Source organism: Streptomyces sp. NPDC058632, assembly GCF_042717095.1.
Taxonomy (GTDB): Bacteria; Actinomycetota; Actinomycetes; order Streptomycetales; family Streptomycetaceae; genus Streptomyces.
In genome coordinates this window covers 24292-40743 of the sequence record NZ_JBHXQZ010000027.1, presented here as the reverse complement: position 1 = coordinate 40743, position 16452 = coordinate 24292, and the positions used below count along the sequence as shown (strand labels likewise).

9 protein-coding genes are annotated in these 16452 nt (G+C 72.7%); 1 reads left to right on the top strand and 8 read right to left on the bottom strand.

Features of this window, described 5'->3' with window-relative positions; translation table 11 throughout:
* Positions 1-107: 107 nt before the first annotated feature.
* Entirely contained in the window at positions 108-1346 is a 1239-nt protein-coding gene (locus tag ACFWVE_RS13065; RefSeq protein ID WP_384012196.1) for a hypothetical protein, read from the bottom strand.
* A gap of 269 nt (positions 1347-1615) precedes the next feature.
* Between ACFWVE_RS13065 and ACFWVE_RS13060 the strand changes: the two genes are divergently transcribed.
* Positions 1616-2659 (top strand): hypothetical protein, encoded by a 1044-nt coding sequence (locus tag ACFWVE_RS13060; RefSeq protein ID WP_384012193.1) that lies wholly within the window; start codon positions 1616-1618, stop codon positions 2657-2659.
* A gap of 117 nt (positions 2660-2776) precedes the next feature.
* Here ACFWVE_RS13060 and ACFWVE_RS13055 read toward each other — a convergent pair whose 3' ends face one another.
* From ACFWVE_RS13055 to ACFWVE_RS13025, 7 genes are all read right to left on the bottom strand, one after another.
* Complete coding sequence (locus ACFWVE_RS13055; protein ID WP_384012190.1) at positions 2777-4630, bottom strand: GMC oxidoreductase; 1854 nt, start codon at positions 4628-4630, stop codon at positions 2777-2779.
* A gap of 51 nt (positions 4631-4681) precedes the next feature.
* Positions 4682-6295, bottom strand: coding sequence for a succinic semialdehyde dehydrogenase (locus ACFWVE_RS13050; protein ID WP_384012187.1), 1614 nt, complete (start codon positions 6293-6295; stop codon positions 4682-4684).
* Between the two features lie 104 nt (positions 6296-6399).
* The gene (locus ACFWVE_RS13045; protein ID WP_384012184.1) at positions 6400-8337 is read right to left on the bottom strand and encodes a serine/threonine-protein kinase; all 1938 of its coding nucleotides are present in this window, start codon (positions 8335-8337) and stop codon (positions 6400-6402) included.
* 80 nt (positions 8338-8417) lie between these two features.
* A complete protein-coding gene (locus ACFWVE_RS13040) occupies positions 8418-10223 on the bottom strand; it encodes a serine/threonine-protein kinase (RefSeq protein WP_384012181.1) in 1806 nt (601 codons plus the stop codon).
* A 99-nt stretch (positions 10224-10322) separates the two neighbouring features.
* Positions 10323-11579 (bottom strand): serine/threonine-protein kinase, encoded by a 1257-nt coding sequence (locus ACFWVE_RS13035; RefSeq protein WP_384012178.1) that lies wholly within the window; start codon positions 11577-11579, stop codon positions 10323-10325.
* 122 nt (positions 11580-11701) lie between these two features.
* Positions 11702-13456 (bottom strand): serine/threonine-protein kinase, encoded by a 1755-nt coding sequence (locus ACFWVE_RS13030; RefSeq protein WP_384012176.1) that lies wholly within the window; start codon positions 13454-13456, stop codon positions 11702-11704.
* A 168-nt stretch (positions 13457-13624) separates the two neighbouring features.
* A complete protein-coding gene (locus ACFWVE_RS13025) occupies positions 13625-16375 on the bottom strand; it encodes a protein kinase (protein ID WP_384012173.1) in 2751 nt (916 codons plus the stop codon).
* Positions 16376-16452: the final 77 nt, after the last annotated feature.

The window sequence follows — 16452 nt, the reverse complement described above, 5'->3', positions numbered from 1 at the left end:
CCCGGCCCCCCCCTCCAGGCGGGCCGCGCGGGGCGGGGGGGGCCCCCCCCCCCCCCGCCCCGCGGGACCCCCGACCCTGCGGCCGGCCTCCCGCGCGGGAGGCGGTGTCAGGTGCGGGAGGCGACGCCGCATTCCTCGGCTGCCCCGTCCAGTTCCTGGCTTCGGTCGTACGGATCCCGTGCCTCCCCCGTCGTCGTGGGGCCCACGCCCAGGTCGGCGAGGAAATACGGACGGATCACTCCGTCGCCGTCGCGGCAGTCGTCGTTGCTGATCTCGCCGTTGATGTCGGCGAGCCAGATGTGTCCGTCGGTCGCCTGGAACCTGGCGGGATCCACCGCCTCGACCTCGATCACCCGACGCACGATCACACGGGCCACCTCGCCGCCACCGGGGCGGTGGAGCGCGTACACGAAGGTGTAGTCACCCTTGACCACGGCCTTCCCGGCGGTTCCGCGCACGGGCTCGACCGCCAGACGGCCACGGACCCTCACATCATCCATCAGTTCGACCTCATCGGGGTCGAACCGGGTGAACAGCCACACCGGGTCGTTCTCCACCGTGGGCTCGCGCAGTCCCGCGCGCAGATCGGTGAGGTAATCCCCCATCAACGGGTCGAGGAGGGCCAGCGCCTTCTTCGGCTCGGCGCCCATGACCACCTCACGGTCGAGGTTCGAGGCGATCAGGAAGTCCCTCGCTCCCTCCAGGGCCGCCTCGACAGCGGCGGCCGAGACACCGTTGACGGCCTTCGCCTTCTCTTCCGGCAACCGGACCGCCTCCGTGCCCGACTCCCACCGCGCGGCCGGAGATCCGGCGAACGGCCGCTCACGGGTCGGCATATCGGCGAGCTCCGCGGGCGGGGCACTGCTGGGGCGGGCGGTTTCGGGGACCAGCGGCGCGATGGAGGCGCCGGTGACCCCGTCCGACGTGCCCGACCCGTCACCGAGGCCGCCGGGGAGCCAGGAGAGCGCGCCGGACGGGTCGACTGCGACCACGGCCACGGCAGCGGCCACCAGCACGCCGACGACGCTCCAGCCCTTGCGCCGGCGCGTGGCCCTGCCGTCCATGTCCTGCCAGGCGGGCCCGGTACGCCATCCTTCAGGCCGGGCGGGCGGGGCGGCGGGCCTGTTCCGGCCCCAACCCCGTTTCTTGCCGCCGTTGGACCTGGCCTGGGCCTCGTCCATGGCACGCAGCCGTTCGGTCACCGTCCGCGCCCGCGCGGACGGTTCCTTGGGAGCGGAGCCACGGATGTCGCGCTCACTGTCCTCGACGAATCTGCCCCACACGTCGTCGGGCAGGGGAGAGGACTCCGGTCTTGCGGGTTCCTCGGGCGGCTGCTGCTCGGGCACTGGGTGACGCGCTTCCTGTCAGGCGATGTCGGATTCCGTCCACGCGGATCGGAGAGTGAGCGTACGCCGGTGTTGATCAGTTCATATGAGTGATCCAGCTCACATAAAGCCCCTGTCGGACCCGGGACAACCATTCACAGGGTTCGGTGATCAAACCCACCGGAACCACGGGCCACTCCCGCGCCCCACCGCGGAGGCCTCCACCCGACGCGTACCGCAACCGGCGGTACACCCGACTTCCCGAGGTCTTCATGAAGCTCCGCCGTGCCATGGCTGTCGCCGCAGCGACAGCAGTGATAGCCCCGGCAGCGCTCCTCGCGGCTCCGGCCGCCTACGCCACCGAGTCGGCGACCCCGTCGCCGAGCGTCACCTCGACCGACGGGCCCGGGGCGGGCGAGGACGGTTCGGAGAAGACGGACACCCCGCCCACCTCGTCGGCCCCGGCCGAGCCGACCGACGACACGGACAACCCCGACACCCCCGACGACACCGAGACCGACGGGTCCGGGGACGACGAGGAGCCGGAGCCCGCTCCCAGCGACTCCGAGGACGAGGCGGAGCCGGCCCCGAGCACCTCCGTCTCCCCGACCTCCCCCGCGCCGAGCACGTCCACGCCGAAGGAGTCGGAGTCCCCGGAACCCGAGCCGCCCATGTGCGAGGACACCAAGGTCGACGTCGGCATCTCCGGTCTGCCCGGCAAGATCGCGACGGGCAGTGGCTGGCACGAGTTCTCGCTGGACGTGGTGAACACCTCCGACTCGACGCTCGAGCAACTCCGATACCTCGCCGGAGCCGCCGCCGACGCGGAGGGCGCGGCCCTGTTCAAGAGCAGGCAGATCGAGCTGCAGGCCTGGAACCCGGACGGCAAGAGCTGGGCCACCCTCGACAAGGACGGCTACGCGGTCGGTTACATCGGCTACAGCACCGAGCTCGAGCCCGGCTACCAGGTCAACATCCCGATGCGGCTCAACGTGAAGGCCTCCGCCCCGGTCGGCGCCGGCTTCACCATCGGCATGACCGTCTACGGCGACAGCGACGGTGAGTGCACCGGCGACGGCTCCATGGCGTACAAGTTCCAGATCGTGGGCGCCGGTACGGACACGGACGGCACCAAGCCGCAGGAAGGCGGCAAGGCACCCGTCACCGACAAGAAGCCGGTCCTCAGCAACACCCCGAAGATCACCGGAAGCCTCGCCGAGACGGGCGCCGGCTCCGACCTGCCGATGATCAGCTTTGTCAGCGGTCTCGCCCTCGTGGCCGGCACCGGCGCGGTGTACCTGGTGCGTCGCCGCAAGGCCGGCGCGGTGGCGTAAGCACGCCGCACGGCGGTTGACGCCGGACCAGTCAGGGTGAAGGACCTGCGCTCGGAGGGGGGCGCAGGTCCTTCACCCTTTCCCGTCTCTTGACGTCCTACTTCTCCCTACTTCTCCCTACTTCTTCGGCGGCATCGCCGGCATCCCCAGGAACGGCAGCTTCAAGGCGCCGAAGGCGTCCGCCGGGACCGCCGGGGACTTCGGCTCGACCGGCTGGAGCCGCTCGTAGGCCGCGCCCTGTTCCGGCCGCTGGTCGGGCTCGCCCTTGTTGGGCCAGTACGACATCGCCCGCTCGGCCTGGGCCGTGATCGTCAGGGACGGGTTCACTCCCAGGTTCGCCGAGACCGCCGCTCCGTCCACGACGGAGATGCCGGGGTGGCCGTAGAGCCGGTGGTACGGGTCGATCACGCCGGTCTTCCGGTCGGAGCCGATGGGGCAGCCGCCCAGGAAGTGGGCCGTGAGCGGCATACCCGTCAGCTCGCCGATGTTGGAGCCGGCGAACCCGTTGATCTCGGCGGCCAGGGCGGACGCGCCCTCCGTGGCCGCCTTGATCTGCTTGGGGTTGGCGGCACCGTGCCCCTGCCGGGCGGTGAGCAGCCCGCGCCCCGGGCCGGACGGCTTCAGGTACGTCGTCAGGGAGTTGTCCAGCGACTGCATCACCAGACCGATGATGGTCCGTTCCGACCAGCGCCGGTTGGAGAGCGAGCGCACCAGCAGCAAGGGGTGCCTCGCCGCGTTGCCCAGCCAGCCCAGGACCCTGGCCGGGCCCGAGTCGCGGCCCGCGTAAGGGACCTGGAGGATCGAGAGGCCGCCCATCGAGTTCGAGCCGCGACCATAGCGGACCGGCTCGATGTGGGTGTTCTCGTCGGGGTGGATCGACGACGTGATGGCCACGCCGCGGGTGAAGTCGGCCTTGGGTGCCCCGGACACCTTGCGATAGCGGCGGTCGTCGGTCTGCGCGCCGACGAGGGCCTCGGAGTTGGTGCGGGTCAGCTCGCCCAGCCTGTCCGAGAGGTGCGGCAGCTGTCCGTTCGCCTTCATGCGGTGCAGCAGCGTCTGGGTGCCGTAGGTGCCGGCGGCCAGCACGACCCGGCGGGCGCGGAAGGTCCGGCCGCCGCCCTTGCGGCGGTTGTCGGTGGGGAGGGTGGCGACGGCGAATCCGCCCTGCGAGTCCTCCGTCACCGACATGGCCGTCGTCATGGGGTGGACGACCGCGCCGGCCTTCTCGGCGAGGTGCAGGTAGTTCTCGTTGAGGGTGTTCTTCGCGCCGTGCCGGCAGCCCGTCATGCACTCGCCGCACTCGGCGCAGGCCCGGCGTGCCGGCCCCACCCCACCGAAGTACGGGTCGGGCACCTCCTGCCCCGGCTTCGCCTTCGCCGTCGCCTTCCCGCCGGCGTCCTCGCCGTCGCCGAAGAAGACGCCGACCGGGGCCATGTGGAAGGTGTCACCCACACCCATCCGCTCGGCCGCCGCCTTCAGGTGCACGTCGGTCGGGGTCGTCGTCGGATTGAGCCGTACGCCCAGCATGCGTTGCGCCTGGTCGTAGTACGGCTCCAACTCCTCCTGCCAGTCGGTGATGTCGCGCCACTGCGGGTCGTCGAAGAAGGGTTTCGGCGGTACGTACAGGGTGTTGGCGTAGTTGAGGGAACCGCCGCCGACGCCCGCGCCGGCCAGGACCATGACGTTGCCCAGCAGGTGGATGCGCTGGATGCCGTACATGCCCAGCCTGGGGGCCCACAGGTAGTTCTTCAGGTCCCAGGAGTTCTTCGGGAGGGACGCGCGGGTGAAGCGGCGGCCCGCTTCAAGAACACCGACGCGGTACCCCTTCTCGGTCAGGCGCAGGGCCGTGACGGAGCCGCCGAAGCCCGAGCCGACGACGAGGACGTCGTAGTCGTACGCGGTGGACGCGGTGGACGCTGTGTCGTCTTCGTGTTCGTCGTTCCGTTCCTGGACGGAGTTCTCCTGTGACACGTGCTCTCCTCGTTGAAAGCTGCGGTGCCGGCCCGGTCGGCGCGGTGCCGGCTAGCGGAAACGGAATGCCTTCATCAGGCGCAGGCTCCGGCTCATGAACGCCGCGTACTGCTCGTCGTCCATGCCGAGGGCGGGGGCCATGGGCAGCAGCCGCTGGTGGGCGACGGTCTGGGCCTCCGTGTACTTGAGGATGCCCTCGGAGCCGTGCCGGCGGCCGAGGCCGGAGTCCTTCATGCCGCCCATCGGCGACTGGACGCTGCCGTAGGCGGGCGCGTACCCCTCGTTGATGTTGACCGTGCCGGTGCGCAGCCGGGCGGCCACCTCACCGCCGCGCCGGGCGTCCTTCGTCCAGACCGAGGAGTTCAGGCCGTACGGGGTGGAGTTGGCGCGCTCGACGGCCTCGTCGTCGGACCCGAAGCGGTAGAGGGAGACGACCGGGCCGAAGGTCTCCTCCGCGCAGACGCTCATGGACTCGTCGACGCCGTCGAGGATGGTCGGCTCGTAGAAGTAGGGGCCGATGTCCGGGCGTGCCGTGCCGCCCGTGATCACCTTGGCGCCCTTGGCGACGGCGTCGTCCACGTGCCGGGTGACCGCGTCCAGCTGGCGTTCGCCGACCAGGGAGCCCATGTCGGCGCCGTAGGCCAGGGAGGTGCCGAGGCGGATCGCGCGGGTCCGGGCGGCGAAGCGCTCCAGGAAGGCGTCGGCGACCGACTCGTGGACGTACAGCCGCTCGATGGAGATGCAGAGCTGGCCCGCGGAGGAGAAGCAGGCGCGGACGGCACCCGCGGCGGCCCTGTCCAGGTCGGCGTCCTCCAGGACCAGCATGGCGTTCTTGCCGCCGAGCTCCAGGGACACCCCGACGAGCCGGGCGGCGGCGATCTGGGCCACCTCGCGGCCGGTGCGGGTGGAACCGGTGAAGGACACGTAGTCGGCGCGCTTGACGACCTCCGGACCGACGACGGGCCCCTCGCCGAGCACGACCTGGAAGACGTCGGCGGGCAGTCCGGCCTCGATCAGCAGGTCCCGGGCCCACAGGGCGGTGAGGCAGGTCTCCGTGTCGGGCTTCATCACGACCGCGTTGCCCGCGACGAACGCCGGGAGCGCGTCGCCGACGGACAGTTCGAGCGGGTAGTTCCAGGGGGCGATCTGGCCGACGACACCGCGCGGGTGACGCCGCTCGACGGCCTTCGTGAGGGCCGGCACGGCGCCCGCGTGCCGCTTGGGCCGGAGGTACGCGGCGGCCCTGCGGCCGTAGTGACGGGCGGCGACGGCGACGGCCTGGACCTCCTCGTGGGCGTGCAGGCGGGCCTTGCCGGTCTCCAACTGGATCAGGTCGAGCACCTCGGCCTGGCGTTCGAGCACCAGGTCGTGGAAGCGGAGCAGCACAGCGGCCCGCCGGCGTACCGGGATCCGCTCCCACACGGCCTGGGCGGCGCGGGCCGCCTCGAAGGCCCACCGCACGTCCTCGGGGGTCGACTCGGGCAGGTCGGCCAGCTTCTCACCGGTGAAGGGCGTGTGGTTGGCCGTCCGCCCGGACCCGACGACGCCCTTGGTGAGCTGGGCGACCAGCTCGGGCGTGACCACGTCGACCGCGGTGCGGGCGCCCTCCGGGGCGGCGGCGAGAGGATTGGTACCGGTCGTGTCCCAGGTCTGCGCGTCCGTCATGAGCCGCAGGGTATGCCCGCGCGAACACTTTGTGTACCCGTCGGTAACAGATTCACCGACTGCTCACACACCACGCCAGTGAACGCTGGCAGCAAACCCGCTGATCAGGGCGTTGCCGACCGGACCGCCCCGATCTCGAGCCGGTCGCGGGCACCCTTGAACACCGCCGTCCCCTCCTTTTCCCTTGGTGTGCCCTTGGGCATGTCGGCACGGAGCTCGTACATGCGGTTGTCGTCGGCGAGGATCATCAGCTGCATGATCCGGCTGCGCCGCTCGTCCGGGCCGTACGTCGTGTCGGCGAGGACGGCTTCGTACCCCTCGAAACTGGTACGGGTGTACTGCGTGCGCGCGTCCCCCTCGTACGCGTCCCAGTCCGCGTGCGCCTGTTGCGCCTGGGCCATCGGGGACCGGGGTGCCCGGTCCCACTGGGTGAGGCGGACGTCGACGCTGTCCCGGGAGTTTCCGTCGTTGAACCCGTAGACCACGATCCTGGGCTGTTCGCGCGCACTGCCTTGGCGGGCGAACTCCTGGTAGCCGTGCGGGAGGGAGAGGACGGCCGCCATGGCGGTCTCGCGGTGGGCGGTCCAGAGGGGCGGGGCGGGAGCGACCGTGGGGGTGGGCGTGGGGGTGGACATCGAGGTGGCGGAGGCGGAAGCGCGAGCGGTGGGCTCGGTGGCCGCCCCCGTGTCCGCCACGAGGGTGGCGGCGGACCAGGCACCGCCTACGAGCAGAGCGCCGAGGGCCGCCACGGGGGCGGGGCGGAGAAGGCGGCGCGCGAGGGACTGGGGCGTGGGGGCGCCGGGATCGGAGGTACCGGGATCGGGGGCGGGCTCGGATTCAGGTTCGCGTTCGCGTTCGGGCTTGGAGACGTCGGGCGTCGACTCGGACTCCGGAATCGCCTCGGGCATCGGCTCCGACTCGGGCTCCGACTCGGGCTCGGGGATCGGCTCAGGTATTGACTCGGTTATCGGCTCGGGCCCCAGCTCCGGCCCCGGTCTCGGCTCCGGTACGCGTGGGTCGTCGTCGAGTGCGGGTGCCGGCGCCGGTACCGGCGCCGGCGCTGCGGTGGAGCGGCCCAGCCGCACCGTTCCGGCGTCGTCCGTCAGCTCCCGTATGCCGGAGGCGTCCTGGCTGCTCGCCACGGATGCCGCCGACGCGGGTTCCGGCCACCTGCTCGTCGCCGCCTCCAGTTCCGCGGCGACCTCTTCCCCGTCCGGCCGGTCCTCGGGCTCCTTCGCCAGCAGCCGTACGATCAGCGGCCCGAGCCCGCCGGCCTGCTTCGGCTCGGGCGTGTCCTCGGTGATGATCGCGGCGAGCGTGGACTCCAACGTCGTACGGCGGAACGGGGACCAGCCCTCGACCGCGGCATACAGCAGAACGCCCAGGGACCACAGGTCGGAGGCGGGACCGGCGAGGCGGCCGGACATCCGCTCGGGTGCGACGAACTCCAGCGAACCGATGAACTCCCCGCTGGCCGTGAGGGATTCCTCGCCCTGGACGTGGGCGATGCCGAAGTCGGTGAGGACGACGCGCCGGTGCGGTCCGAGCAGGACGTTGGCGGGCTTCACATCGCGGTGCACGATGCCGACGGCGTGCGCCGCCCGCAGTGCGCCGAGGACGGCGAGGCCGATACGGGCAGCCTCGGCGGGCGGCAGCGGACCGCGCTCGAGCAGCTCGTGCAGCGACTCGCCGCGGACCAACTCCATGACGATCCAGGGGAGTCCGTTGGTACCGTCCCGCCCCTCCGGCTCCTTGGCCCCGTCGTCCTCGATCACGACGTCGTGGATGGCGACCGCGGCGGGATGGTCGACGCGGGCTGCGGCGCGGGCCTCGCGGTGCAGCCGGTGGGCGGCCCGCCGATGCCTCTCGTCCCCGGGGTGCCCCGGTAACCGCGGCTGCTTCACGGCGACTTCACGCTGGACGAGTTCGTCGAGCGCCCGCCAGACGGTGCCCATGCCGCCGGAGCCGATCTGCTCGATCAGCCGGTAGCGACCGCCGACCAGGCGACCCCGGGCGTCCGTCGCGCCACCGTCGTTGCTCATGCCCCATCAGTACCGTGCGGGGCACCGCGTTGTCGACGCGGTGCCCGTACCGGGCGCGGCACGGCCCCTCCCGGACCGGATCAGGGCTTGTCGACGTCCAGGTTGGCGATCACGGTCTTCGCCACTTCGCGCCCGCGCTCCGTGAAGTCGCCCTTGCCCGGGTAGCTGATGGTGAGCTTGTACATGTCCTCGTCGGACGTCATGTAGTAGAAGATCCGCATCTCGCGGGGAAGGGGGTTCTGGCTGTCGTTCGTGGTGTAGACGACGGTGTTCTCCGCGGCCTTCCTCCCCTTGTACGTGAGGTCCGGCTTCGGCTCCGTCCTCGCGTTCTCCGGCATGCCGAGGGCGTAGCTGCCGGTCTCCTTGAAGTCCTTGTTGTCGTCGTACATCTCGGCGTCGGCGGAGGCCTCGATCTCGTTGCCGGCGTCCTCGGCCTTCCGGTCCAGCGTCAGACCGATCCAGATGCTGCCGCTGTGGTCCGTGTACCTGACCCAGCGCTCCTTGTCGCCGCCCGGGGAGTCCTCCGGGTCGGGCACGGTGCGCTGGTAGTCCTTCGGTACCGACACGGAGGCAGCGACGTCCCTCTCCTCGTGGGTCTTCCAGTCGTCCGGCAACGGCCCCGCGAACGGATCCGCGATCACCAGGTACGCGGCCACCGCTCCGGCGACGACCGCCGCGCCCAGTCCGGTCAGCGTTCTGTAGCCGATCCGGATGCCCTTGCCACCGGATCCACTGCCGGAACCGGTACCGGAGCCGTCGCCGAGGCCGTCGCCGAGGCCCGGGGCGTGGACGATCTGCGTGGGCCGGGGCGCGGGCGGGTTCGCGACGGCGTCCAGCAGCGCGCGGACCCGGGCGGCGTTCGGACGGTGCGCCGGGTCCTTCTGCAGCAGGCCCGTGATGACCTCGGCGAGCGGCCCCCGCGCGGCGGCGGGCGGCGCGGGCGCGGCGTTGAGGACGGACTGGAGGGTCGCGGGCGTGTTGCTGCGCCGGAACGGCGAGACGCCCTCCGTGGCCGCGTACAGCACGACGCCGAGGGACCACAGGTCGGAGGCGGGCCCGGGTCGCTGGCCCAGCACCCGCTCGGGCGCGATGTACTCGGGCGAGCCCACGAAGCCGCCGGTGTCGGTCAGGCTGGTCTCGCCCTCGATCTGGGCGATGCCGAAGTCGGTGAGGACGACCCGGTCGTGCCGGCCGAGCAGCACGTTGTCCGGTTTCACGTCCCGGTGCAGGATGCCGGCCGCGTGCGCGGCCTCCAGCGCGCCGAGCACCTCCAGGCCGACCCTGGCCGCCTCGCGCGCGGAGAGGGTGCCCTCCTCCTGCAGGACGGCGCCCAGGGAACGTCCCTGGACCAGTTCCATCACGATCCACGGCTGCCCGTCCACGACCGCGACGTCATGGACGTTGACCACCGCGGGGTGATCGAGCCGGGCGGCGGCACGGGCCTCGCGGCGCATGCGTTCGAACGCGTTGGCACGTTCGCGTTCGGGAAGGTGGTCCGGGACGCGGGGCTCCTTGACGGCGACCTCGCGGTCCACCGTCTCGTCCGCCGCCCGCCACACCGTGCCCATGCCGCCGTGCCCGAGCTTGGAGAGCAGCCGGTAACGACCGGCGATGAGCCGGCCGGCGCCGAGGTCGTCCTGCGACGACCGAGGGGGCGACGGCTCATGGCGGGGCGGCCGCGACGGCGCCGACGGCGGTGCAGGCGGCCGGCCGGACGCCTGCTGCTGCGGATGCGGCTGCTGCGGAACCACCTGCGTGGGTGTCGCGTACGGGTTGCCCGGATGCGGCACGGACGCGGGCGGGTTCGGGTTCGGGTTCGGCGGTTGCAGACCGAAACTCGTTGGTTCGTCGGCCGCGCCGTGGCGGGCTCCCCCGTTGCTGCTCATGCTCCATCCATATCGCGCCAGGCCCTCGCGGAGCCACAGCGGGTGCCGTCCGGTCACAGACCCGTGACGCCGTTCGCGGCTTATCCGCCTTTTATGCGACTACGCGCCCGACGAGGAGGTGCCGGACATCACGGACCGCGAAGGTGTCACCGATGTCACCGCGGCGGAAGACGGGGTGGAAGAAGGCGTGGGAGAGGCGGACGGACCCGCCGTACGGGGCGGGTGGGGCCCCGGAGGCCGGCTCGCGGGCGTCAGCGGTCCGGTGCTCGACGGCGTACCGCCCCCGCCCCCGTCACCGCCGCGGTCCAGGAACAGGAGCGCCGCGGACGCTCCCGCCCCCACCAGCGCGGCGACGGCCAGCGCGGCCAGCGCGCCCACGAGCACGCTCCTCGTGGGCCGCCCCGGCGAGCGCACGGCGGCGAGGCCGCCGGACACGCGCCCCCGCCCGCGTGCCGGGTGTCCGGGCGGCAGGTGGCCGAACGGCGGGGACTGCGGTGTGCGGCCCGTCTCCAGGAAGGACCGCAGCATCCCCTCCGCGCGGTCCGCGTCCAGCCGCCGGGCGGGGTCCCGTTCCAGCAGGCCGCGCACGACGGGCAGGATCGGCCCGGCTTGCGCGGGTGGCCGTATCTCGTCGGCCACGACCGCGTGCACGATTCCGCCGATCGAGTCCCGGCGGAACGGCGACTCGCCGCTGAGCAGTGTGCACAACAGCGCGCCCAGCGACCACAGATCGGACTCGGGTCCGCTCCTGGCCCCGGACATCCGCTCGGGGGCGGTGTACTCGGGCGAGCCGACGAAGGAGTCGGACTCGGTGAGCGTGGTGGCACCGGCGACCTGGGCGATGCCGAAGTCGGTGAGGACGACCCGGTCGGTACCGCGCTCCAGCAGCACGTTCGCGGGTTTGAGATCGCGGTGCAGCACACCCGACGCGTGGGCGGCACGCAGTGCGCCGAGCAGGGCGATGCCGATGCGCGCGACCTCCACCGCGTCGACCGGGCCCCGTGCGGCGAGACGGTCGGCGAGCGAACCGCCGTCGATCAGCTCCAGGACGATGTACGGGCGTTCGTCGTCCTCGACGACATCGTGGACGACGATGATGTGCGGATGGCTCAGCTGGGCGAGCGCCCGCGCCTCCCGCAGGGTGAGGTCCCGCTGCCGACGGGCCTCCGTCGCGGTGAGCGTCTCGTCCAGGGGGAGTTCCTTGACGGCGACGCCACGCCCGAGCAGTTGGTCCGTCGCCCGCCACACCACGCTCATGCCACCGCGCCCGAGCCTCGCCTCCAGGCGGTAACGGCCCGCGATGACACGGGCGTTGTGCCGCGCGGACCCGCTTCCGGGTTCCCCCTCGGTCACCATGGGCCCATCATGCCCCACCGGATGTCGTCCCTCCGGTAGGCCTATTCGGCCAAGCGCCGCCGTCGCGGCCCCGAACGGCCGGATCCCCCCGGGACCGGAGCCCCCCGGGACCGGAGCCCGTCTCAGTCGGGTTCCCGCCATCCCCGCAGGACCGTTTCGAACTGCCGGCTCGTCGTGACCCAGTCCTCGGCCGGGGACGCCATGTAGATCGCGTACTCGACCCCGTCACGGGAGATGTACATCTGATCCACGGCCCGGTACGGCCCGGGGAACTCCGTGTCCTTCGCCAGTGCGGTCCAGGTGTACTCCAGCCGCGCGCTCTCGCGGTCGCGGTAGACACGGCGTTCCAGCGTCACCTGCCGGTAGTCGACCAGCCGCTGTCCTATCTGCTCGTCCAGATCGCTCAGATGCTCGTACGAGTCGTCGAAGTCGGGAGGGTCGTTGACAGCGATACGGAGGAGGGTCCTGCCGCCGTCGGGCGTGTAGTCGACCTGACGGGTCGCCTCGTCGAAGACGATCCGCTCCCAGTCGTCGCCGGGCAGGGCGACGCTGAAGCCGAACGGATCGTCGCGGCGCACCCAGCCCGCCGGCAGCCCACCCGTCTGCTCGCTGCCGCCCGCGCCGGTCTCTCCGGACGACGGCGACGGCGTGGACGTGGGGGTGGGGGTGGAGGTCGGTCCGTCGAAGGGTGACGCCGAGCTGCTGTTGTCCTGTTCCTTGCCGTCGCCCCCTTGCACGAGCAGCAGCGCCGTCCCTCCGCCGACGAGCGCGGCCAGGACCGCGACCAGGGCGATCGGACGCCCGCGCCCGGGCCGCCGCGGCCCGGCGGGGGCGACGCCTCCGGAAGGCGACTGGACGGCCGTGGCACCGGAACCGTAACCCGCCCCGGGCCCGTACGCCGCCGATCCCGAGGGCCATGGAGACGGCGATGACGCCGGCATCGGCACCGGCATCGGCGACTGCGAGGGTGCCGACGCCTGCGACGACGACGGCGATGTCTGTGCCGACGGCGTCCGGCCGCCGTCGGCCTGCGTCAGGACGTATGTCTGCGCCGAGACGGGCCGCCGCCCCTCCGCCGCCTCGGCGAGCATCTGCTCGGCCGCCGCCGCGTCGGGCCGCGTGACCGGATCCTTGCGCAGGAGTGCGCTGATGACGGGCGCGAGCGGGCCGGCGTGCCGCGGCTCGTCGGGCTCCTCCTCCACGACCGCCTGCATGGTGGTCAGCGGAGACGTGCGGCGGAACGGAGATCTGCCCTCCACCGCCGTGTACAGCGTCGCGCCGAGCGCCCAGAGGTCCGAGGAGGGGCCGGGATCCTGGCCGCGGATCCGCTCGGGTGCCAGGTAGTCGACCGAGCCGACGACTTCTCCGGTACGGGTGATCGCCGTGTCGCCCTCGATCTGCGCGATGCCGAAATCGGTGAGCAGCACGCGTCCGTCGCCGCCGAGGAGCACGTTGCCGGGCTTGACGTCGCGGTGCACCACTCCGGCGGCGTGCGCGGCGCGCAGGGCGCGCAGCACCCACAGGCCGATGCGGGCCGCCTCACGGGGCTCGACGCACTTCCGCTCCTTGACGGCGTCGGCGAGCGAATGGCCTTCGACCAGTTCCATGACGATCCACGGCCGGCCGTCGTGCTCCAGCACGTCGTGCACGGTGACGACCGCGGAGTGGTTGATCCGTGCCGCCGCGCGTGCCTCGGCGCGGGTCCGCGCCAGCATCATGGCCTGGTCCGCGTCGGAGACGTAGAGCGCGGCGGTCAACTCCTTGACGGCCACCGACCGGTGCAGCACCTCATCATGCGCGCGCCACACCCGGCCCATGCCACCGCTGCCGATGGCATCGCCCAGCCGGTAGCGGCCCGCGACGAGCAGGCCCTGCATCTGATTCACCTTGCCCCGCAATGGTCTTGACAAGGTCAGGTTAGGTTTCCGGGGCCCGGCCTGGGAACAGCGGGCGGGCCATGGAAACCGCACTGTGATGGTTGCCACTGCGGGGAACGCGCGGTGGCGGATGCGACAGCGGCGACTGCCGGGGCGTGCGGCGCCGGGTCAGCCGGTGAACCGGTAGGTCACCGAGGCCTGCTCGAACAGCCGGGTCACCTCGTCCCGTTCACCCTCCGGGCCGCGCACCTGCAGTACGTGGTACCGGCCGTCGATCAGCGCGGCGAGGTTGCGGATGTACAGCTCGCCGCTGTCGCCGGTCCAGGTGAACTGGCCCTCGGCCATGGCCCGCCCGCCCACCTCGATGGTCTTCAGACCGGTGGAGGTGGCCCAGCTGGAGTCGCGGTACGGCTGGAGCTCGCGCTCGTCGTCCCGCTGATAGGCCATCGGGTCGTCCCCGTACTGCGCGGCGCTGTCCCGGCCCGGGACGACGATCAGCTCGAAGTCGCCGCTGGAGTAGAGGACCTGACCGCTGCCGTTCTTCCCGGTGCGCTGCCAGCCCTCCGCCACGGCGACACGGAAGCCCTCCGGGTCCTTGCGCAGGGTGAAGCCCTCGGGGACATCGGGACCGTCGGGGTCGGTGGTCTGCGTCTCGTCGGCCGCGTCGGACTCCCCGGTGCCGCCCTCCGGGTTCTTCGGGTCCCCCGGTTCCGCCGGGGAGTCGCCGGAGCCGGATCCCGGCGCGCCGCCCGCATCCTGCGAGGGAGACGCCTCGCCCGCCGCGCCGGTGCGGTCGGCCGCCCCCGCGCCCCCGGTCTCCTCACCGGCCTTCGGCATGAACATCACGGCGTACGTGATCGCCGCGGCCATGACGAGCAGCACCAGCAGGAGCAGCGTGCGGCCCAGCCGGCGCGGGGACCCCGCCTCCTGCTTGGCCCGCTTGTGCCGTCCGTGGTGCGCCGGCAGTCCGGCGCGGCGCCTGCGCACCAGCTCGCCCCGGCGGCGCACCATCGGCAGCCGGCTGGTGTCGACCGGCGGTGCCGCTATGACGTGCACGCCGGCTTCCGGCTCGGGCGCCGACCGCACCAGCGAACGCAGCCAGCCCCGCAGTTCCTCGAAGTCGAGCCGCTCGGTGGGATCCTGGCGCAGCAGTGACTCCACGACCGGCCTGAGCGGCCCGCACTCCTCGGCGAACGCGGGCGGCTCGGCGCACACCATCTGCACCAGCTCGGCCGTCGACTCCTCCGGGTAGGGCGCGTGTCCCTGTACGGCCCGGAACAGGAGCGCGCCCAGCGCCCACAGGTCCGTCGCGGGGCCGATGGGCGCGGCCAGCTGCCAGTTCTCGTGCACGGGCCCGGCCTGCTCCGGCGCCCACCGCTCCGTCACGGGGCCGACGACGGCCATCCGCGCCTGTCGCGCCCGCTCGGCGGCCAACGCGGTGGTGGGGCCCCGGCGCGCGGGTGCGTGGGCCGCAGACTCGTCCCAGCGTGCGGCGGGCGGGGCGGCTCCGCCGGGCGGCAGGGCCGTACCCCCGTGCCGGCCGGCGGCGGGGGGAGCGCTGCGGGGCGTGGCGCCGTGCCGGCCGGTGGCCTCCACGCCGTACGGGTCGGCTGTCTGCCCCGGCGGGACCGCACCGGAGCCGCTCCCGCCCGGAGTGGCCGACGAACCATGGGTGTGCGGTGCGAGGGCGGCCCGGTCGCCGTCCCCGGTGGCGGGAGCGGCGCCGGGCAGGGCTGCCCGGCCCGACCGCTGCGCCTCCTGCACCCGGGCGGCGGCACGGGCACCGGCCCGGTACGCGGCGATCGCTCCCGCGCGGGCGGCCCTGACGTCTCCGGCGCTGTCGATGGCCCGCGCGGCCGCCGCGGCCGATGTCCCGGTGTCCGGGTCCGTCGCCCCGCCCCCGGGAAGCCGCCCGGCCCGCGCCTCGATGGCGGCCCGTCGCGCGGCATCGGGATGTGAGTCGGAGCCGGAACCATAGGCGGGACCGGAGCCGTGTACGGGGTCGGGGTCGGCGGTGAAGCCGGGCGGCCATGACGCAGTGCGCCCCGGTTCCTGTGCCGGAACACCGGTTCCCGTGGGCGCGACGGGTCCCAACGCCCCGGCTGCCGAGCCCGCACCCGCCCTCGGCACCACAGGGTTCGGAACAGCCCTGCCCGGAACAGCCGTACCCGCAGCGGCAGTACCCGGAGCGGTAGGTGCCGCAGCGGTAGGTGCCGCAGCGGTAGGTGCCGCAGCGGTAGGTGCCGCAGCGGTAGGTGCCGCAGCGGCAGCATCCGGAGGAAACGTGTCGGGGACGGGCACCGGGTCGTACCCGCACAGCGCCTCTTCCGCCGCGCCGACCGCGAGCCCGGTCAGCATCACGCGGCCGTCGTCGCAGACCAGCACCGTACGCGTGGTGATGTTCCGGTGCACCCAGCCGTGGCCGTGCAGTACCCGCATGGCCATCAGAACGTCGGCGGCGACCTCGGCCGCCCGGTACGGGGTCAGCGGCTGCTCGGCCAGCAGCGCCGCCAGCGGCCGGGCGGACACCAGTTCGCTGACGATCCAGAGGGAGCCGCCCTCCGCGAACACGTCGAAGACCTGATCCAGCCGAGGATGGTCGGGGATGGCCGCCGCGGCCTGCGCGGCCTCGACCGCTCGCCGCACCACGGGGTCGGTGGGCCGCCGTGTGCTCGCGCGGTCGGCCGTACGCCCGACAGACCGGCGGGCACTTCCGTCGCGCGCCGTGAAACCGTCGGGCAGCCCTTCCGCGTCGAGCACCTCGGCCTCGACGACCTCCGGCAACGGGATCTGCCTGACGAGGACTTCCTGTCCGCTGTAGGTGTCGAAGGCGCGGGTCTCGGTCAGTTCGTACTCGTCGGACGGCGGCAACGGCAGGCGGTAGCGGTCGGCGAGAACCCGCCCCGCGTATTCGTCCACTGCGCCTCCCCCGGCATTACGGTCGGTCAGGTCCGCTCGCCAAGCGGCCTGTTCCGGCAGCGTACGGTCCGCGGACA